Annotated in this window: 19 protein-coding genes; 17 read left to right on the top strand and 2 right to left on the bottom strand. The window is 65.6% G+C overall.

Translation table 11 applies throughout. The features are described from left to right. The first annotated feature begins 53 nt into the window (after window positions 1-53). The 17 genes from AB4Y79_RS07795 (at window position 54) to AB4Y79_RS07715 (ending at window position 19,410) form a co-directional block, all read left to right on the top strand. A complete protein-coding gene (locus AB4Y79_RS07795; protein WP_441860263.1) occupies window positions 54-833 on the top strand; it encodes a trans-aconitate 2-methyltransferase in 780 nt (259 codons plus the stop codon). Between the two features lie 141 nt (window positions 834-974). Beyond that, the gene (locus tag AB4Y79_RS07790; protein WP_441860261.1) at window positions 975-2,762 is read left to right on the top strand and encodes an ABC transporter ATP-binding protein; all 1,788 of its coding nucleotides are present in this window, start codon (window positions 975-977) and stop codon (window positions 2,760-2,762) included. Continuing rightward, a complete protein-coding gene (locus AB4Y79_RS07785) occupies window positions 2,759-4,570 on the top strand; it encodes an ABC transporter ATP-binding protein (protein ID WP_441860258.1) in 1,812 nt (603 codons plus the stop codon). Before AB4Y79_RS07790 ends, AB4Y79_RS07785 begins: the two co-directional genes overlap by 4 nt. Continuing rightward, window positions 4,567-4,947, top strand: coding sequence for a GntR family transcriptional regulator (locus AB4Y79_RS07780; RefSeq protein ID WP_308931031.1), 381 nt, complete (start codon window positions 4,567-4,569; stop codon window positions 4,945-4,947). Before AB4Y79_RS07785 ends, AB4Y79_RS07780 begins: the two co-directional genes overlap by 4 nt. 47 nt (window positions 4,948-4,994) lie before the next feature. After that, complete coding sequence (gene uvrA, locus AB4Y79_RS07775) at window positions 4,995-7,919, top strand: excinuclease ABC subunit UvrA (RefSeq protein WP_441860256.1); 2,925 nt, start codon at window positions 4,995-4,997, stop codon at window positions 7,917-7,919. A gap of 82 nt (window positions 7,920-8,001) precedes the next feature. Then, the gene (locus AB4Y79_RS07770; protein WP_441860254.1) at window positions 8,002-8,718 is read left to right on the top strand and encodes an HAD hydrolase-like protein; all 717 of its coding nucleotides are present in this window, start codon (window positions 8,002-8,004) and stop codon (window positions 8,716-8,718) included. Then, window positions 8,705-9,373, top strand: a complete 669-nt coding sequence (locus AB4Y79_RS07765) for a lysophospholipid acyltransferase family protein (RefSeq protein WP_441860252.1) — start codon at window positions 8,705-8,707, stop codon at window positions 9,371-9,373. The genes AB4Y79_RS07770 and AB4Y79_RS07765 overlap by 14 nt, the downstream gene beginning before the upstream one ends. Before the next feature lie 45 nt (window positions 9,374-9,418). Next, window positions 9,419-11,419 (top strand): excinuclease ABC subunit UvrC, encoded by a 2,001-nt coding sequence (gene uvrC / locus AB4Y79_RS07760; RefSeq protein ID WP_441860250.1) that lies wholly within the window; start codon window positions 9,419-9,421, stop codon window positions 11,417-11,419. Window positions 11,420-11,487: 68 nt separating this feature from the next. Further along, on the top strand, window positions 11,488-12,411 hold the full coding sequence (gene rapZ / locus AB4Y79_RS07755; RefSeq protein ID WP_285246023.1) for an RNase adapter RapZ: 924 nt from the start codon (window positions 11,488-11,490) through the stop codon (window positions 12,409-12,411). Next, window positions 12,411-13,430, top strand: a complete 1,020-nt coding sequence (locus tag AB4Y79_RS07750; protein ID WP_308931025.1) for a gluconeogenesis factor YvcK family protein — start codon at window positions 12,411-12,413, stop codon at window positions 13,428-13,430. The genes rapZ and AB4Y79_RS07750 overlap by 1 nt, the downstream gene beginning before the upstream one ends. A gap of 9 nt (window positions 13,431-13,439) precedes the next feature. After that, on the top strand, window positions 13,440-14,420 hold the full coding sequence (whiA, locus tag AB4Y79_RS07745) for a DNA-binding protein WhiA (RefSeq protein ID WP_015937022.1): 981 nt from the start codon (window positions 13,440-13,442) through the stop codon (window positions 14,418-14,420). 99 nt (window positions 14,421-14,519) lie between these two features. Continuing rightward, complete coding sequence (locus AB4Y79_RS07740; RefSeq protein ID WP_308931024.1) at window positions 14,520-15,146, top strand: superoxide dismutase; 627 nt, start codon at window positions 14,520-14,522, stop codon at window positions 15,144-15,146. Window positions 15,147-15,404: 258 nt separating this feature from the next. Then, window positions 15,405-16,415, top strand: a complete 1,011-nt coding sequence (gap, locus tag AB4Y79_RS07735) for a type I glyceraldehyde-3-phosphate dehydrogenase (RefSeq protein ID WP_285243102.1) — start codon at window positions 15,405-15,407, stop codon at window positions 16,413-16,415. A gap of 10 nt (window positions 16,416-16,425) precedes the next feature. Then, window positions 16,426-17,652, top strand: coding sequence for a phosphoglycerate kinase (locus tag AB4Y79_RS07730; protein WP_441860245.1), 1,227 nt, complete (start codon window positions 16,426-16,428; stop codon window positions 17,650-17,652). Window positions 17,653-17,755: 103 nt separating this feature from the next. Then, complete coding sequence (gene tpiA / locus AB4Y79_RS07725) at window positions 17,756-18,571, top strand: triose-phosphate isomerase (protein ID WP_441860243.1); 816 nt, start codon at window positions 17,756-17,758, stop codon at window positions 18,569-18,571. A 48-nt stretch (window positions 18,572-18,619) separates the two neighbouring features. Further along, window positions 18,620-18,877, top strand: coding sequence for a preprotein translocase subunit SecG (secG, locus tag AB4Y79_RS07720; RefSeq protein WP_018761260.1), 258 nt, complete (start codon window positions 18,620-18,622; stop codon window positions 18,875-18,877). A gap of 137 nt (window positions 18,878-19,014) precedes the next feature. Next, on the top strand, window positions 19,015-19,410 hold the full coding sequence (locus AB4Y79_RS07715; RefSeq protein WP_441860241.1) for an RNA polymerase-binding protein RbpA: 396 nt from the start codon (window positions 19,015-19,017) through the stop codon (window positions 19,408-19,410). Here the strand turns inward: AB4Y79_RS07715 and pgl are convergent. Then, window positions 19,363-20,181: a 6-phosphogluconolactonase gene (pgl, locus tag AB4Y79_RS07710; protein WP_441860239.1), complete on the bottom strand. Its 819-nt coding sequence runs from the start codon at window positions 20,179-20,181 to the stop codon at window positions 19,363-19,365. The genes AB4Y79_RS07715 and pgl overlap by 48 nt on opposite strands. Further along, on the bottom strand, window positions 20,171-20,407 hold a 237-nt coding region (locus AB4Y79_RS07705; protein ID WP_441860237.1), incomplete at its 5' end, for an OpcA/G6PD domain-containing protein. The genes pgl and AB4Y79_RS07705, both read right to left, overlap by 11 nt.

Below are 20,407 nucleotides of genomic sequence, written 5' to 3'. Positions count from 1 at the left end.
CGGCCGGGTTAGGCTCGCCCTGGCCGTATGCGCAGCAGAACCTGGAGAACCTCATGAAATGGAACCCCGACAAGTACTTCCAATTTGGCGATTACCGGAACCGGCCATTCTTCGACCTCACCGCCCGGGTCCTGGCCAGGCACCCCGCCAAGGTGGTCGACCTGGGCTGCGGGCCGGGGAACCTGACGGCGACGCTCAGTGACCGCTGGCCCGGCGCCGAGGTGGTGGGGGTGGACTCGTCGGCGGAGATGCTGGCCAAGGCGGCGCACGTGGCGCAGGAGCGCCCGTCGTTGCGGTTTGAGCTGGCGGACATCGCTGACTGGGCGCCCTCGGCGGACACGGACGTCGTGGTCAGCAATGCGGCGCTGCAATGGGTCCCCGGCCATCAGGACCTGATGCGGGGATGGCTTGCGGCACTCCGTCCGGGGGCCTGGTTCGCCCTGCAGGTTCCGGGCAACTTCGACGCTCCCTCGCACGCGCTGATGCGGGAACTGGCGTCGTCAGAACCGTGGGCCGGCAAGCTTGACGGGGTACTGAGGGGCTCGGAGTCCGTGGGGGAACCGGGGGATTACCTCGGCATCATGCTCGACGCCGGGTGCGTCGCGGACGCGTGGGAAACCAGCTACCAGCAGGTCCTGCCGGGACCGGACCCGGTCCTGGAGTGGGTCCGGGGCACGGGGTTGCGTCCCGTTATGGCCGCCTTGGCGCCGGATGACGCCAAACTGTTCGAAACCGAGTATGCCGCTGCGTTGCGGGAAGCCTACCCGCGGGGCCCGCACGGCACCGTTTTTCCGTTCCGCCGGATCTTCGCGGTGGGGCGCAAAGACGGCTGAACGGGGCGCCGGCCCGCGTTGTACCAGGTAGTCACACGGCGTGACAGCGGCGGAAAGTGATCTGGCTTACAATGTGGTCTGTGGTTTAGGGGTCAAGTCGCCGGCCCGCTTCGTCGACCGTATGCACTTACGGGGGTTGGTTTGCTGGTCGGTCTCATCAGGCGGCAACTTGCGGGTCAGTACGCCCAAGTGTGGGCCCTCGTCGTTCTCCAACTGGTCCAGGCTGCTGCGAATCTACTCCTGCCAACAGTGAACGCGGCGATCATCGACGACGGCATTGTTCCCGGTGACACTGCCGTGATTGCCAGGCTGGGCACGGTGATGGCCGTTATGGCTGTCGTGCAGGCCGCCTCCGCAATCGCTGCAGGTTATCTGGGGGCTGTGGTGGCCATGCGGATCGGGCGCCGGCTGCGGGCGGAAGTCTTTGCCCGCATCCAGTCGCTGTCCTCACAGGATGTGGCACTGTTCGGAACGCAAAGCCTGACCACGCGCGCCACCAACGACGCCCAGCAGATCCAGGCTTTCGCCGTCCTTGTCTTCACCATGCTCTTGGCCGGCCCCGCCATGGGCATCGGCGGAATCGTCCTGGCGGTGCAGCAGGACGTAGCGCTGTCCGTGGTAGTCATCGTCATCGTGCCGCTGCTCCTGCTGATCATGTACCTGATCGTGCGCCGTTTGATTCCGCTCTACCGGGAGGGGCAGGACCTGCTTGACCGTTCGGGCGGCATCCTCCGCGAACAGATCATCGGGGTGGATGTCATCCGTGCCTTCGTCCGCCAGGACCACGAAGCACAGAGGTTTGCCCGGGCCAACGCCGGCCTGACCGCGAATAATCTACAGTCTGCGCTGCTGGTGGCCGGGATGCTGCCGATGATCATGCTGGTGGTCAACCTCAGTTCGGTGGCCGTTGTCTGGTTCGGGGGGCACCGCATCCAGGCCGGCCTGATGAACCTCGGTGCCCTCACCGCCTTTATCGCCTACATCATGCAGATCCTCCTCGCGATCATGATGGCCATGTATGTCCTGATGACGGCGCCGCGTGCCGCCGCCTGTGCCGAACGCATCCAGGCTGTCCTGGACACTGAACCGTCGGTACGCGACGCTGCCTCCCGAGCGCCAGGCACCGGCAGTAGGACTTCCCGGCCCGCGGTGCAGGGACCTGACGCAGGCATACCGGCAGGCGAGCCTGGCCTCCTGCAATTCCACGGGGTTGGTTTCAGCTACCCGGGAGCTGAGGCGCCGGTGCTTGCGGACATCAGCTTCACCGCGGCGCCGGGTACCACCCTTGCGATCGTCGGCTCTACAGGAAGCGGAAAGTCGACGCTGCTGAACTTGATTCCACGTTTCCTCGACCCCACAGGCGGCCACATCACCGTGGGCGGCCGCGACGTCCGGGACCTGCCCCTGAATATTTTGCGCGGAGGCATGGGCATCGTGCCGCAGCACTCGCACCTCTTTACCGGAACCATTGCAGAGAACCTGCGGATGGGCGCGCCGGGGGCTACCGATGAGGAATTGTGGGCCGCCCTGGAGACGGCGCAGACCATGCGGTTCATGCGCGACCTTCCGCTCGGTCTTGCCACCCCGGTCGGGCAGGGCGGGGCAAGCCTGTCGGGCGGGCAGCGGCAGCGGCTGTGCATTGCCCGGTCCCTGTTGCGTCAGGCGCCCCTCTATCTCTTCGATGACAGCTTCTCCGCCCTGGACTACCGTACCGACACCAGGCTGAGGCTGGCCCTGGACCAGGTTTTGGCGGCGGCCACGGTGGTCGTCGTTGCTGAACGCTTGTCCGCCGTGGTGGATGCGGACCTTATCCTGGTGCTCGACGACGGCCGGCTCGTCGCACAGGGCACGCACCCGGAGCTGCTGGAGGACTCGGCGACCTACAGGGAAATTGCCGAGTCGCAGCTCGCACTGGACGGCACCCCGTGACGGCGGCAGGAGAACCCGGGGCGGCTGCCCACAGCTTCCGGCCCACCGCGGCCAGGCTCCTCGGCCTGCTGCGCCCGTTCCGGCTGCACGTCCTGGGCGCCATAGGCGCCACCTGCGCCTTCGCCGGCCTCAACGTTGCAGCCCCCAAGTATCTTGGTGACGCCACTGACCTGGTGGTGGACGGCGTCGTCCAGGGCAGCCTGGACCAACGCCTCGGAACCCTGCTGGCAGGCGTGGCCGGCATGTACGTCCTCGCCTCGCTGTTCAACTGGTTCCAGGGGGCGCTGGCAGCCCGCGCCGTCCAGGGGCTCATGTTCAGGCTCCGCGCCTCCGTGGAGGACAAGCTGCACCGCCTGCCCTCCACCTACTTCCGGGTGCGGTCCCGGGGCGATGTCCTGAGCCGTGCCACCAACGACATCGACAACATTGCCCAGGCGCTGAACCAGGTCCTGACGCAGCTGATCGTCTCAGTCCTTATGCTGTGCGGTTCGCTTGCCATGATGCTGTGGATTTCGCCGCTGCTCGCAGCAATCGCCGTCGCCACGGTTCCCGTCTCAACGTGGATCACAGTGCTGGTGGCGCGCCGCTCCCAGGAGCATTTCGCCAGCCAATGGAAGGAGACCGGCGAGCTCAACGCGCACGTGGAGGAATTCGTCAGCGGCCATGAGGTGGTCAAAGCTTTTGGCTGGCAGGACCAGGCAGCGGAAGTCTTCGGCCAGAGCAACGCACGCCTGGCCCGTGCCTCCCGCAAAGCCCAATTTTCCGCCGGGGTGGTCCAGCCGCTGATGGTCCTCATGGCCAACCTCAACTACATCGCAGTGGCGGTCGTGGGAGCCCTGCAAATCATTGCCGGGTCCATGACCATCGGCGGAGTCCAGGCATTCATCCAGTTCAGTCGGCTGTTCACCCAGCCGGTGGGGCAGATTGGCGGCCTGCTCAGCGTCATGCAGTCCTGCGCGGCGTCCGCGGCCAGGGTCTTCGCACTCCTGGATGCCGGCGAGGACCCCCTGGAGCCGGCCGGACCGGCCACCGCTGGGCCGGTTGCGGGCCGCATCATCTTCGACGACGTCACGTACCGCTACCCGGGTTCCGTCCCCGCTGTCCGCAGCCTCACCTTCACGGTCGAACCGGGGCAGGCGGTGGCCATCGTAGGCCACACCGGTGCCGGCAAGAGCACCGTGGTGAACCTGTTGATGCGCTTCCTGGAGCCTTCCTCGGGCCGGATCTCCATTGGCGGAAGGGACACCGCCTCGGTTCCGCGCGACCTGCTGCGCGCCCAGTTTGGCGTGGTGCCCCAGGATGCGTGGTTGTTTGCCGGGACCATCAGGGAAAACATCGCGTACGGCCTTCCGGGGGCAACGGATGCCGCCATTGTCGCCGCAGCGGAGGCCACGCATGCCGACCGTTTCATCCGGTCCCTGCCCCACGGCTACGGCACCGTGCTGGAAAACGGCGGCGAGCCCCTGAGCCAAGGCCAGCGGCAGCTCATCACCATTGCCAGGGCGCAACTGGCCGGACGCTCGGTACTGGTCCTGGACGAGGCAACCAGCTCCGTGGATTCCAGGACGGAGCTCCTGATCCGCCAAGCCATGCAGCAGCTCCGGGGCGGCCGGACCAGTTTCATCATCGCGCACCGTTTGTCCACAGTCCGGAACGCTGATCTAATTCTGGTCATGGACCACGGACGCATCGTTGAACAGGGAACGCACCGCAGCCTCCTGGCCGCCAACAGCTATTACGCCACGCTCTACAACGCACAGTTCGCCGCCCGCGACGGCCGCACCGGCGTCCTGGAGAGGGGCCTGTGAGCGCCCCGGCAGATTTCCCCGGTGCCTGGCGGCCGAACCCCGCAAGCACGGTGGCCCTGTTCGAGCAACTGCGGCTGCAGGTCATCCACCTGGCGGACAACGGCGCCCTGGCCCCGGGGGCCAGGCTTCCGGCCGTGCGGGCCCTGGCGGAAAAGCTCGACGTCGCCCCGCACACCGTGGCCAGGGCGTACAAGGAGCTCGAGGCGGCCGGGATTGTGGCCACCCGCGGGCGGAACGGGACGGTGGTTTCGGCGCGGGATGAAAGACTGGGCGGGCTGGCCGCCGCCGCGGCAGCGTATGCGGACGTGGCCAAAGCGCAGGGGGCAAGCTTCGCGGAAGCAGTCAAGCTGCTCGCGGCCGCCTACGATGTTCCCTGAGGGCGGAACCGCGCATGTTCGAAGAAGTTTTCGATTAGCATTATGGGGTGCCTAAAGCCGTAGCTGAAGAAACCTCTGCCCCCGTCACCTCCTTCACCGCCGCCCCTGCTGCCGTCCCGCAACGGCCGGACCTCTCCAGGCTCGTCGTGAAGGGCGCGCGGGAGCACAACCTGCGCAACGTGGACCTCGATCTTCCCCGTGACGCCATGATCGTTTTCACAGGCCTCTCCGGATCCGGAAAATCGTCCCTCGCATTCGACACCATCTTCGCTGAAGGCCAGCGGCGCTACGTCGAATCGCTGTCCGCCTACGCGCGCCAGTTCCTGGGCCAGGTGGACAAGCCTGACGTCGACTTCATCGAGGGCCTGTCTCCGGCGGTCTCCATCGACCAGAAGTCCACCAGCAAGAACCCGCGGTCCACTGTGGGCACCATCACCGAAATCTACGACTACATGCGCCTGCTCTGGGCACGTGTGGGCAGGCCGCACTGCCCCGTCTGCGGTGAGCCCGTATCCAAGCAGACGCCGCAGCAGATCGTGGACCAGCTCCTTGAACTCGAGGACGGCACGCGCTTCCAGGTCCTTGCGCCGGTGGTGCGCGGCCGCAAGGGCGAGTTCGTTGACCTCTTCAAGGAGCTCAGCGCCAAGGGTTACTCCCGGGCACGGGTGGACGGCAACCTGGTCCAGCTGAGTGATCCGCCCAAGCTGGGCAAGCAGTTCAAACACACCATCGAGGTGGTGGTGGACCGCCTGGTGGTCAAGGAAGGCATCAGCCAGCGGCTCACCGACTCCATCGAGACCGCCCTCGGGCTGGCAGAAGGCCGTGTCCTGGCCGAATTTGTTGACCTCGACGCCGACGATCCCGGACGGATCCGGGCCTTCTCCGAAAACCTCGCGTGTCCCAACGAACACCCGCTGGCCATTGACGAGATCGAGCCCCGCTCGTTCTCCTTCAACAACCCCTTTGGCGCCTGCGCGGCCTGCAGCGGAATCGGTACCCGGCTCGAGGTGGACGAGGAACTCATCGTCCCCAATCCGGAGCTTTCCCTGTCCGAAGGCGCCATCGCCCCCTGGTCCCTGGGAACTGCCACCACGGAATACTGGAACCGGCTGCTTGAGGGCCTCGCCAAGGAAGTGGGTTTCTCCATGGCCACGCCGTGGGAGAAGCTGGGCAAGGATGTCCGCCAGACCATCCTGCACGGCAAGGACCACAAAGTGGTGGTGCAGTACCGCAACCGCTTCGGCCGCGAACGCAAATACAGCACCGGCTTTGAGGGTGCCATCCAGTATGTCCACCGCAAGCACGGGGAGACCGATTCCGACTGGGCCCGCGACCGTTACGAGGAGTACATGCGGCAGGTGCCGTGCCCTTCCTGCAATGGAGCCCGCCTTAATCCGGCCTCCCTCTCGGTCCTCATCAACGGAAAGTCCATTGCCGAGGTCGCGGCCCTGCCCATGCGGGACTGTGCGGAGTTCCTGAACAACCTGGTGCTGACCGGGCGTGAAGCGCAGATCGCACACCAGGTCCTCAAGGAGATCCAGGCGCGCCTTACCTTCCTGTTGGACGTCGGCCTCGAATACCTCAACCTTGAGCGTCCGTCCGCCACCCTCTCCGGCGGCGAAGCGCAACGCATCAGGCTCGCCACGCAAATCGGTTCCGGCCTGGTGGGCGTCCTCTACGTCCTGGATGAGCCCTCCATCGGCCTGCACCAGCGCGACAACCGCCGCCTCATCGAAACCCTCACCCGGCTCCGCGACATGGGAAACACCCTCATCGTGGTCGAACATGATGAAGACACCATCCATGTGGCTGACTGGATCGTGGACATCGGACCCGGCGCCGGTGAACACGGCGGCCAGGTGGTCCACTCAGGAACATACAAAGAGCTGCTGGAGAACAAGGAATCGCTGACCGGTGATTACCTGTCCGGCCGGAAGGCCATTGCGGTGCCCAAGAAGCGCCGCAAATACGACAAAAAGCGCGAAATCAAGGTGGTGGGCGCGCGGGAGAATAACCTCGTGAACGTTGACGCCGCCTTCCCGCTGGGCCTCTTCACCGCGGTGACCGGCGTGAGCGGCTCAGGAAAGTCCACGCTCGTCAACGAAATCCTCTACAAGGTGCTCGCCAACAAGCTCAACGGCGCCAAGCAGGTTGCGGGGCGGCACAAGACCGTGCAGGGCCTCGAACACCTGGACAAGGTGGTCCACGTGGACCAGAGCCCCATCGGACGCACCCCGCGATCCAACCCGGCGACGTACACAGGCGTGTTCGACAACATCCGCAAGCTCTTCGCCGAGACCACCGAGGCCAAGGTGCGCGGCTACCTTCCCGGCCGGTTCTCCTTCAACGTCAAGGGTGGCCGCTGCGAGGCATGCTCGGGTGACGGCACGCTGAAGATCGAAATGAACTTCCTGCCTGACGTGTACGTCCCCTGCGAGGTATGCCACGGTGCCCGCTACAACCGGGAAACCCTGGAGGTCCATTACAAGGGCAAGACCATCGCGGACGTCCTCAACATGCCCATCGAGGAGGGAGCCGAATTTTTCGCGGCGTTCTCACCCATCGCGCGGCACCTGAACACCCTCGTGGACGTCGGACTGGGCTACGTGCGGCTGGGCCAGCCGGCCACCACGTTGTCCGGCGGTGAAGCGCAGCGCGTCAAGCTCGCGGCGGAACTGCAGAAGCGGTCCAACGGGCGCAGCATCTACGTCCTGGACGAGCCCACCACAGGGCTGCACTTCGAGGACATCCGCAAGCTGCTCATGGTCCTCCAGGGTCTTGTGGACAAGGGCAACACGGTGATCACCATCGAGCACAACCTCGACGTCATCAAGAGTGCGGACTGGCTGGTGGACCTTGGGCCCGACGGCGGTTCGGGCGGCGGCCAGATCGTAGCAGCAGGAACCCCCGAGCAGGTGGCCAAGTCCAGCACCAGCCACACGGGGAAGTTCCTGGCCGAAATACTGGGCTGACCAGCAGCGGAATCCGTTCCGAAATATTCCTGCACGGGAATGCGAGTTTCAGGCACTCGCGCTGTCGTGAGAAACTAACCCGGTGACTTCAACAACAGTGCCCGTGATCTTTGACCTGGACGGCACTCTTGTCGACCCGGCCGGTGGAATAACAGAGGGCATTGCATCGGCCCTCCGCGGGCTGGGGCTCCCCGTTCCGGCCCAGGACCTGCTGGAGGCCATGATCGGCCCCAAGCTGAGCGACTCACTGCTCAACGTGGCGAAGGTGCCGGCGGACCGCCTCGAAGAGGTGGTGCGCCGCTACCGTGAACACTATGTGTCCACCGGAATCGCCCAGAGCCGGCTGTACCCGGGAATCCGCGAAATCCTCGAATCCTTTGCAGCTGCGGGACGGCCCGTTGCCGTCGCCACCCAGAAGCCGCAGGGCCTGGCCCACACGGTACTGGCCCACCACGGCATCGACGGCTTCTTCCACGGCATCCACGGCTCCGCCGACGACGAAGCCGCGGTGGATGGCGTTCCGCTCGGCAAGACCCAGATCATCGCCGCCGCCCTGCGGAACCTGGATACCCGGCACGCCATCATGGTGGGGGACCGGGCCCAGGACGTTTCCGGGGCGATCGCCAACGGCCTGGACTGCATCGGGGTCGTCTGGGGATTCGCGCCGGACGGCGAACTTGAAGCGGCGGGGTCGGTCGCCGTCGTCAGCACCGGTGAGGAACTGGTCACGGTCATCGACCGGCTTCAAGCCATCCACACCGCGGCAATGAGCGGGGTGAGCAACGATGGAAATGTTTGATGCCGTCCGCTGGACCACGCGCAACCTGATCTCCGGCACCTGCCGGCCCACCGTCGTCGGACTCGAAAATGTCCCCTCCGACGGCCCCTTCATCGTGGCTCCCAACCACCTGTCCTTTTTTGACAGTGTGATCGTGCAGGCACTGATGCCCCGACCGGTCGCGTTTTTCGCAAAAGCCGAGTACTTCACCACCGGAGGCGTCAAGGGCAAGGTCATGAAGGCCTTCTTCGAGTCCGTTGGCTCCATTCCGGTGGAGCGCGGCGAACAGGCGGCCAGCGTCCAGGCGCTCAAGACACTCCTGGACATCCTCGAGTCCGGCCGCGGCATCGGCATCTACCCCGAGGGCACCCGCTCCCGGGACGGCATCCTCTACCGGGGCCGCACCGGCGTCGGCTGGCTCGCCCTCACCACCGGGGCCCCGGTCATCCCGGTGGGACTGATCGGGACCGAGAAGCTCCAGCGCGCCGGCGAGAAAGGTGTCAGGCCGCAGCACTTCACCATGAAAGTGGGGGAGCCGCTGTACTTCGACAAGACCGGCCCGGACCACTCCCTTCCCGCACGCCGTGAAGTCACGGACCGGATCATGGACGCGATTGCTGTCCTGAGCGGCCAGGAGCGTTCCACCAGCTACAACCAGAGCCAGTCCGCGGAGTAGCCCGGACTGGCAAAGATGTCCGGCGCGCCTTAGTAGACTTGATAGGTGGCAAATCCAGCAAGTTACCGGCCCAAAACCGGTGAAATCCCCACCAACCCGGGCGTCTATCGGTTCCGTGACCCGCACGGCCGGGTCATTTACGTGGGCAAAGCGAAAAGCCTCCGGTCCCGCCTGAACTCCTACTTCGCCAACCCGGCCGGCCTGTTGCCCAAGACCTATGCCATGGTCCACGCCGCCAGCAGCGTTGAGTGGACCGTGGTGGGCAGCGAACTGGAATCGCTGCAGCTCGAATACACCTGGATCAAGGAATTCAAGCCCCGGTTCAACGTGGTGTTCCGGGACGACAAGACCTACCCCTACCTCGCCGTCACCATGGGCGAGAAATACCCCAGGGTGCAGGTCATGCGGGGGGACAAGCGGAAGGGGACCCGCTACTTCGGCCCCTATACCGCGGGCGCGATCCGGGAAACCATGGATACCCTGCTGCGGGTCTTCCCCGTCCGCAGCTGCAGTGCCGGCGTGTTTAAGCGGGCCGAAGCCACCGGCCGGCCGTGCCTGCTCGGCTACATCGACAAATGCGCCGCACCGTGCGTGGGCCGGATCTCGCCAGAGGACCACAGGGCCCTGGCAGACGATTTCTGCGCCTTCATGGGTGGTGAAGCCAAGCGGTTCATCACCAAGCTGGAAAAGCAAATGGCGGACGCCGTGGCAAAACTGGACTACGAGCACGCAGCGCGGCTTCGTGACGACATCGCAGCCCTGCGGAAGGTCTTCGAACGCAATGCGGTGGTGCTGTCCGAGGACACCGACGCTGACGTCTTCGCCCTGCACGAAGACGAGCTCGAAGCCGCCGTCCAGGTGTTCCACGTCCGGGGCGGCCGGATCCGCGGCCAGCGCGGCTGGGTAGTGGAAAAGGTGGAGGACTTCACCACCCCGGACCTCGTGGAGCACTTGCTCCAGCAGGTCTACGGTGAAGACGGCGAAACCCACGGCAGGCTGCCGCGCGAGGTCCTGGTGCCCGTGGCGCCCAGCAACGCGGAGGACCTCGCCACCTGGCTTGGCGGCATCCGCGGGGCCAAGGTGGATATCCGGGTCCCGCAGCGCGGAGACAAGGCGGCGCTGATGTCCACGGTGCGCGAAAATGCCGAACACGCGTTGAAGCTCCACAAGACCCGCCGAGCCGGGGACATCACTGTCAGGTCGCAGGCCCTCCAGGAACTGCAGGAAGCCCTTGACCTGCCGGTGCCGCTGCTCCGGATCGAATGCTTCGACGTCTCCCACGTCCAGGGCACCAACGTGGTGGCCTCCATGGTGGTGGTGGAGGACGGGCTGCCCAAGAAGTCCGATTACCGCAAGTTCTCCATTACCGGACCCGCTGCCTCCGACGACACCGCGGCCATGCACGACGTCCTGACCCGGCGCTTCCGCCACTACCTGCAGGACAAGTCCGCGCAGGTTGACGAGTCCGTCCTCGCAGCGGACGGCCGGGACGCCGTCACTGACGCCGCCGTGCTGGACACCACCACGCCGGCGCCCAAAGCCAAGTTCGCCTACCCGCCCAACCTGGTGGTGGTGGACGGCGGCCAGCCGCAGGTGAATGCGGCAGCCCGCGCGCTGGCCGGCCTGGGCATCGATGACGTCTACGTGGTGGGCCTGGCCAAGCGGCTGGAAGAAGTTTGGCTGCCGGACAGCGATTTTCCGGTCATCCTGCCCCGAACCTCGCAGGGCCTGTACCTGCTGCAGCGGATCCGGGACGAGGCCCACCGCTTCGCCATCACCTTCCACCGGCAAAAGCGCGGCAAGGCCATGACCGTCTCGGCGCTCGACGCCGTCCCGGGGCTGGGTGCGTCCAAGCGCAAAGCCCTACTAGCCCACTTCGGCTCCGTCAAGGGCGTCAAGGCCGCCTCCGTCGAAGAGCTCTCCCAGGCCAAGGGGATCGGCCCCGCCCTGGCCGGCGCCATCGTGAACCACTTCGCCGCCGACAGCCCCGATGCTGCGGCCGTACCGGCGATCAACATGGCCACCGGCGAAATCATTGAAACTTAGCTAGGGTAAGTGACGGGGCGGCGCCACTGCGGTCGCCCTTGGCACAACAACGAAACGGGGCGGACTTCATGGCAGACACGACGGCGGGATCCGAAGACGGGCAGGACGGGCTGGAGACAGTCAAGCCGCTCGAAGCGGAGCTGCTGGTGGTCACCGGGATGTCCGGCGCCGGGCGGAGCACCGCCGCCGATGCGTTGGAGGACCACGGCTGGTATGTCGTGGAGAACCTTCCGCCGCAGATGCTTGGCACGCTGGCCGAACTCGTCTCGCACGCACCGCAGTCCATTCCCCGGCTCGCGGTGGTGATCGACGTCCGCAGCAAGGGGCTCTTCGCCGACATCCGCGCAGCGCTGGGCGCACTTGCCGCCAGCGGCGTCACCTTCCGGGTGCTGTTCCTGGACGCCAGCGACAACGTCCTGGTCCGGCGCTTTGAACAGGGGCGCCGCCCCCACCCGCTCCAGGGCGGCGGACGCATCCTGGACGGTATCGCCGCCGAACGCGAGCTGCTGCAGGAACTGCGCGATAGCTCCGACGTCGTGCTCGATACCTCCAATTACAACGTCCACGGACTCGCGACGGCCATTACCGAGCTGTTCAGCGAAACCGGTCCCGTGGCACTGCGGTTGAATGTCATGAGCTTCGGTTTCAAGTACGGCCTGCCGGTGGACGCCAACTACGTGGCGGACGTCCGGTTCATACCCAACCCGCACTGGGTTCCCCAGCTCCGCCCCCTGACCGGCCTGGACAAGGACGTCAGCGACTACGTGCTCGAGGCCGAGGGCGTCAAGAACTTCGTGGACCGCTATGTCCTCGCACTTGAGCCCGTACTGGAAGGGTACCGGCGGGAAAACAAGCACTACGCCACCATCGCCGTCGGCTGCACCGGCGGAAAGCACCGCTCCGTCGCGGTCGCCGTCGAGCTCTCCAAGAAACTCGCTCAGTATCCGCGGGTCACGGTGACCACCGCGCACCGGGATCTGGGCCGCGAATAATGGCCCTTTTCACCGGTGCCCTGCCCCTGGTGCCACCGGCCGGCGGAACAGCGCCCGGCCAACAGGACAAGGGCCCCAATGTTGTGGCACTGGGCGGCGGACACGGCCTGGCGGCCTCGTTGTCGGCACTGCGCCTGCTCACCTCCGAGCTCACAGCGATCGTCACCGTGGCGGACGACGGCGGCTCTTCCGGGCGTCTGCGCGAGGAGTACGGCGTCCTCCCGCCCGGAGACCTCCGCATGGCGCTGTCCGCGCTGTGCGACGACACCGACTGGGGCCGCACCTGGCGCGACGTCATGCAGCACCGCTTCCGCGCCGGAAAAGGCCCGGGCGGCTCCCTGGACGAACACGCCATGGGCAACTTGTTGATCGTCACCCTCTGGGAACTCCTGGGCGACGCCGTGGCCGGACTCAAGTGGGCCGGTGCGCTTCTCGGCGCCCGGGGCCAGGTCCTGCCCATGTCCACCGTCCCGCTTACCATCGAAGGCGACGTCCGCGTCACCACCCCCGGCGGCGGAACCGGGCTGCAGACCATCCACGGCCAGGCGCGCTGCGCCGTCGCCGGCTCGCTGGAGGAAGTCCGGCTCCTGCCTAAATCGGCGCCCGCCTGCACGGAGGCCTTGACGGCTATCGAACTGGCGGACTGGGTGGTCCTGGGCCCCGGCTCCTGGTACACCTCTGTCCTGCCGCACCTGCTGCTGCCCGAGATGCGCCAGGCATTGTGCAGCACCCCGGCCAAGCGCTGCCTGACCATGAACCTTGCAACCGACACTAAGGAAACGTCCGGCATGACGGCCGCCGACCATCTTCACGTCCTCCGGCGCTACGCTCCGGAGTTCAGCGTTGACGTCGTCCTCGCCGATCCCGCCTCCGTACCGGACCGGCAGGAGTTCGAGAAGGCCGCCGGCATGATCGGCGCGGAGGTGGTCTTGGGTAAAGTAGGGGCGTCGGGACGCCGCCCGGTCCACGAGCCACTGCGGCTGGCGACGGCGTACCAGGACATTTTTGGGAACAGTTAGGAAGGTGCCATGGCACTGACAGCATCGGTCAAAGAAGAACTGTCCCGTCTGGACATCAAGAAGTCATCAGTGCGCAAGGCGGAAGTCTCCGCCATGCTCCGCTTCGCCGGGGGACTGCACATCATCTCCGGCCGGATCGTCATCGAAGCGGAAGTGGACCTGGCATCCACGGCCCGCCGCCTCCGCGCCGCCATCGCCGAGGTCTACGGGCACCAGAGCGAAATCATCGTGGTCTCCGCGGGCGGACTTCGGCGCGCCAGCCGCTACGTAGTGCGCGTCGTCCGTGACGGTGAGGCACTGGCCAGGCAGACCGGCCTCCTGGACGGCCGGGGCCGCCCCGTCCGCGGGCTGCCCTCCGCCGTCGTCAACGGATCAGCGGCCGACGCCGAAGCCGTGTGGCGCGGGGCGTTCCTTGCCCACGGATCACTGACGGAACCCGGACGGTCCTCATCGTTGGAGGTCACTTGCCCGGGGCCCGAATCGGCCCTCGCCCTCGTCGGGGCGGCCCGCCGCCTGGACATCCAGGCCAAGGCGCGTGAAGTCAGGGGAGTGGACCGCGTGGTCATCCGCGACGGCGACACCATCGCGGCGCTCCTGACGCGCATGGGCGCCCACGACGCGCTGATGGTTTGGGAAGAACGCCGGATGCGAAAGGAAGTCCGCGCCACGGCAAACCGGCTCGCCAACTTCGACGACGCAAACCTGCGCCGATCCGCGCAGGCCGCAGTGGCTGCAGGCGCGCGGGTGGACCGCGCCCTGGAAATCCTCGGCGACGACGTTCCGGACCACCTGAAATACGCCGGTGAACTGCGGGTGGCCCACAAACAGGCCAGCTTGGACGAACTGGGCCGGCTTGCCGATCCCGTGATGACCAAGGACGCGATAGCCGGCAGGATCCGCCGGCTGCTGGCCATGGCGGATAAACGCGCCCTCGACCTGGGCATTCCCGGAACTGACGCCAATGTGACGCCGGAAATGCTGGACGAGTAAGCGCCCCATAGAATCAAAAAGATTCCGGGTGCCAGCCGCCCGGATGCACAATCCGAGAGTCACCAACCGGACCGAGCGTCCACGATATTGGAGGATTTTGTGACTGAGTACGTATTGCCCGAACTCAAGTACGACTACGCCGCCCTTGAGCCGCACATCTCTGCGCGGATCATGGAGCTGCACCACAGCAAGCACCACGCAGCCTACGTCACCGGCGCCAACAACGCGCTGGCCCAGCTTGCCGAGGCACGGGAAAAGGGCGACTTCGCCAACATCAACCGTCTCTCCAAGGACCTCGCGTTCCACACCGGCGGCCACATCAACCACTCGGTCTTTTGGAACAACCTGTCCCCGGACGGCGGCGACAAGCCCGAAGGCGAGCTGGCGGCTGCCATCGACGACGCTTTTGGTTCCTTTGATGCTTTCCGCGCCCAGTTCAGCGCTGCGGCACTGGGACTGCAGGGCTCGGGCTGGGGCTTCCTGGCCTACGAACCCATCGGTGGAAACCTTGTCATCGAACAGCTGTATGACCAGCAGGGGAACGTTGCCCTGGGCACCACCCCGCTGCTGATGCTGGACATGTGGGAGCACGCCTTCTACCTTGACTACGTCAACGTCAAGGCCGACTACGTCAAGGCATTCTGGAATATCGTCAACTGGGCCGACGTCGCCCAGCGCTTCGAGGCAGCACGCACCAACGCCACGGGACTCATCACCCTCCCGTAGTGAGCTGCGTTATGCATCGATGTAACAAACTTCACATTCTGACTTAAACCGGCCGGGATGTGGACGGTCCGCCCCCGCACTTGCGGGGGCGGACCCACTTAAACGTAAGATAGGTCACGGAAGGCGGTTAGCCTTCAGCAATGAGGCTGGTCGCCCTCCGTGTAAATATCTCTGCCCAATGGCGTGCGGGATCTGTTAGTTGGCTTGAACGCCCGCTCAACTAGTAGTGCTTCTCAAAGCACCAAGGAGACTGTAAAAGTGACGACCCGTATTGGTATCAACGGCTTCGGCCGCATTGGCCGCAACTACTTCCGCGCAGCACTTGCCCAGGGCGCGGACCTGGAAATCGTTGCAGTCAACGACCTCACCAGCCCCGAAGCCCTGGCCCACCTGTTCAAGTACGACTCCGTCGGCGGGCGCCTGAAGGAAACCATCGAGGTCAAGGACGGCAACATCGTCGTCAACGGCAACGTGGTCAAGGTCCTGGCGGAACGCGACCCCGCCAAGCTCCCCTGGGGCGAACTGGGCGTGGATATCGTCATCGAATCCACCGGCTTCTTCACCAAGGCAGCCGATGCGCAAAAGCACATCGATGCAGGCGCCAAGAAGGTCCTGATTTCCGCTCCGGCCTCGGACGAGGACATCACCATCGTGATGGGCGTCAACGACAACCTGTACGACAACGCCACGCACAACATCATTTCCAACGCCTCCTGCACCACCAACTGCCTCGGCCCGCTGGCCAAGGTGGTTAACGACGAATTCGGCATCGAGCGTGGACTCATGACCACCGTGCACGCCTACACCGCGGACCAGAACCTGCAGGACGGCCCGCACAAGGACCTGCGCCGTGCACGTGCTGCGGCCATCAACATGGTTCCCACCTCCACCGGCGCCGCCAAGGCAATCGGCCTTGTCCTGCCTGAACTCAAGGGCAAGCTGGACGGCTACGCCATCCGCGTCCCCGTACCCACCGGCTCCGCCACCGACCTCACCGTCACCGTCTCCCGCGAGACCACCGTGGAGGAAGTCAACGCCGCCCTCAAGCGCGCCTCGGAGTCCGAGGAACTGCAGGGCTTCCTGACCTACACGGACGAGCCCATCGTCTCCTCCGACATCGTGGGCGACCCCGCTTCCTCGATCTTCGACGCCGGCCTGACCAAGGTCATCGGCAACCAGGTCAAGGTTGTTTCCTGGTATGACAACGAATGGGGCTACTCCAACCGCCTCGTCGACCTCACGGAGCTCGTGGCATCCAAGCTGGGCTAGGGTTAGACACATGACATCTCACACCCTCAACGAACTGATCGCTGAAGGTGTCCGCGGGCGGTACATTCTGGTTCGAAGTGACCTGAATGTGCCGCTCGACGGCTCTACAGTCACTGACGACGGCCGCATCAAGGCCTCACTGCCAGTGCTGTCAAAGCTCACGGACGCCGGTGCCCGCGTGCTGGTAACAGCCCACCTCGGACGCCCCAAGGGCGCCCCGGAGGACAAGTATTCCCTTCGTCCCGCCGTGGACCGCCTCGCCGAACTGGCGGACTTCAAGGTCACCCTGGCCGCCGACACCGTTGGTGACGCCGCCAAGCGTGACGCAGCGTCCCTCCAGGACGGCGAAGCGCTGGTCCTGGAGAACGTCCGCTTCGACTCCCGCGAGACCAGCAAGGACGACGCCGAACGCGGCACCTTCGCCGACGAACTCGTGGCACTGACCGGTGACAACGGCGCCTACGTGGACGATGCCTTCGGCGCCGTCCACCGCAAGCATGCCAGTGTCTACGACGTCGCCACCCGGTTGCCGTCGTACCAGGGCGACCTGGTGCACACGGAGGTGGAAGTCCTTCGGAAGCTGACCACTGACACCCAGCGTCCCTACGTGGTGGTGCTCGGCGGCTCCAAGGTCTCCGACAAGCTCGCGGTCATCGAGAACCTGCTCGGCAAAGCCGACACCGTCCTGGTGGGCGGTGGCATGCTGTTCACCTTCCTGGCAGCCGCCGGTCACAAGGTGGGCTCCAGCCTCCTCGAGGAAGACCAGATCCCCGTGGTCCAGGACTACCTCAAGCGGGCCGCGGATGCAGGCACCGAATTCGTCGTTCCCACGGACGTCGTGGTGGCAGAAAAGTTCGCGGCGGATGCTGCGCACGCAACGGTGCCGGCTGACGCCATCGAAAGCAGCAGCTTCGGCGCCCAGGGCATCGGCCTGGATATCGGCCCGGATACCGCTGCCGCCTTCGCGGACCGGATTAAGGGAGCCCGCACGGTCTTCTGGAACGGGCCCATGGGAGTCTTCGAATTCGAGGCCTTCTCCCCCGGTACTCGCGCCATCGCACAGGCCCTCACGGAAACCGACGGTTTCACCGTTGTGGGCGGCGGCGACTCGGCAGCGGCGGTACGCACGCTGGGATTCGCCGATGACCAGTTCGGCCACATTTCCACTGGCGGCGGCGCAAGCCTGGAATACCTCGAAGGCAAGGAGCTTCCCGGCCTCAGCGTCCTGGACCGGTAGCACCCACTGCCAGGAAGTACAGGACTGACCAGTCCTTCGGCCGGCAGGTTGCCCGCGGCAGCCTGCCGGCCGCACACATATCAAGAACTTTTATGGAGATCACGTGACTACGTCAACGAATGGCGCCTTCGACCGCAAGCCCTTCATAGCGGGCAACTGGAAAATGAACATGGACCACGTGCAGGGCATCACCCTCCTGCAGAAGCTGGCCTGGACCCTCTCCGACGCCAAGCACGACTACAGCCGCGTTGAGGTTGCCGTGTTCCCGCCGTTCACGGACCTCCGCGGCGTCCAGACCCTGGTCCAGGGCGATGACCTGCAGGTCGCCTACGGCGGCCAGGATCTTTCCCAGTTCGATTCCGGAGCCTACACCGGCGACATTTCCGGCCAGTTCCTGGCCAAGCTCGGCTGCACTTACGTGCTGGTGGGCCACAGCGAACGCCGCACCATCCACAACGAGTCCGACGACGTCCTCAACGCCAAGGTCAAGGCCGCCTTTAAGCACGGCGTCACCCCCGTCCTGTGCGTCGGGGAAGGCCTGGAAATCCGCCAAGCCGGAACCCATGTTGAGCACACGCTCCAGCAGTTGCGCGCCGGCGTTGCAGGACTCACCAACGACCAGGCCGCCGAACTCGTGGTTGCCTATGAGCCCGTTTGGGCGATTGGCACGGGCGAGGTCGCAGGCCCGGAGGACGCACAGGAAATGTGCGCCGCGATCCGTGCGGAACTCGAAACCCTCTTCGGCGCCGACGTTGCAGCCAAGACCCGCCTGCTGTACGGCGGCTCAGTCAAGGCCAACAACGCCGCCGCCATCCTGCAGGAGCGCGACGTCGACGGTGTCCTTGTGGGCGGCGCCAGCCTCGATCCCGCCGAGTTTGCTAATATTGTCAGGTTCGAGAGCCACCTGGTCACGGACTAGTCCGCAACCAGTACAAGTTCCCGCAATCCCAACTTCCGAAAGGCCGTCGTGGACGTTCTTCATGTCATCCTGCAGATCCTCCTGGGCATCACCAGCCTCCTGCTGACGCTGCTCATCCTCCTGCACAAGGGTCGCGGCGGCGGCCTCTCCGACATGTTCGGCGGCGGCATGAGCTCGGGCCTCAGCTCCTCCGGGGTTGCCGAACGGAACCTCAACCGCTTCACCATCGTCCTCGGTGTTACCTGGGGCGTTGTCATCATTGCACTGGGCCTGATCATGCGCTTCAGCGGCGGCGGAGACTCCTAAGGATCCGCTGAATAGGGTCCTGAGGCCCTCCCGCCGCCCGGATCGGGCAACTAAACTGTGGCTGTCGGTTTATCCGGCAGCCACAGTTGCGTTTAAGCTGCCGGCACCCGGCCAGCCGCTTCGAGGCAGGAGATGTCATGGTCCATCCAGCATCAGGCTTTCGGGGGACCCGCGCCGGGGTTACGGCAGGGTCCGGATCGAGCCTGCAGTCCACCGATCCTTCCTCCCAGCCCCTCCCGCGCATCAGGGTGTCCTACTGGTGCGCGAAGGGGCACGAGACCCAGCCCGTCTTCCTCAAGCTGCCCGATGACCAGATCCCCTTGACCTGGGACTGCCGGCGCTGCGGTGCTCCAGCTTCCCGTGACGGGCAGGCAGCGGCGCTGGCCGATCCCTTTGACGAGGGCTTCAAGAGCCACCTGGAATACGTTAAAGAGCGGCGCTCCGGCCAGGACGCCGAAGACGTCCTGGCCGGAGCGCTGGAAAAACTACGCGCCCGCGGCGTCCTTCCGGACGAGTTGCTGGGGGACACGTGAGGCGGCGTTCTCGTCGATCAGCCACAGGGTCCGGGACGTACCCCTCGGCCCGGCCGCAGGGACCTGGACCGGGTTGGCGCCGGCGAGGGCAAGTCCCACCGCCCCGGCCTTGTCCTCTCCAGCCACCACCATCCAGACCTCTGACGCCGTATTGATGGCAGGCAGCGTCAGGGAAATCCGCATTGGCGGCGGCTTGGGCGAGTTGCGCACTCCCACCACCGTAAGGTTCTTTTCCCGGATGCCGGCCTGCTCAGGGAACAGCGATGCGATGTGGGCGTCAGGGCCGACGCCGAGTAGCACCACATCAAGACGGGGCAACGTGGAGGGCTCATCCGGCCGGTCATCGGACATGTCGGCCGCATGTTCCGCTGCTGCGGCTTCCCGCAACTGCCGGGCGTAGTCCTCAGCCGCCTCCTCGGCAGTACCGAAGTGGTCCGCGGAACCAGGGGAGTGGACGCGCTCCGGATCCACCGGAATATGCGAGAGCAACGCATCAAACGCCTGCTTTGTGTTGCGGTCCGGATCCGCGGATCCCAGGAAGCGTTCGTCCCCCCACCAGAAGTTGACCTTGGACCAGTCGACGGCGGGCGCCGCCGGGGAATCGGCAACAGCCTTCAACGTGCCGATCCCCACGGTCCCCCCGGTGAGCACCACAGTGGCTTCGCCGTACTTGTCCTGGACATCAACGAGCTTGGTGATCAGGCGGGCCGCAATTGCGGCCATGAGGACGGACGAATCAGGATGGATGCTTACTCTGGGGTCAACGCTCACTGGGTCGGACGCTCCTTAGATTGGTACGTGGCAGTCCAATAGTAATCACTTCGCCAAACACTTCGTCGGGGTCCAGCCGGCGGAGTTCTTCGGCGAGGCAGTCGCGGAGGCTGCGGCGTGGGAGGGTGATGCGTTGGGCGGGTTGGCCGGGTTGGGTGAGTTCGGCGACGGAGAGTCCGGGGCGGAAGAGTTGGACGTCGCCGCCGGGGCGGGTGAGGCGGACGCG

This window comes from Pseudarthrobacter sp. YAF2, assembly GCF_052113345.1.
Lineage (GTDB): Bacteria > Actinomycetota > Actinomycetes > Actinomycetales > Micrococcaceae > Arthrobacter.
This window is presented reverse-complemented; position numbering and strand designations above follow the sequence as displayed.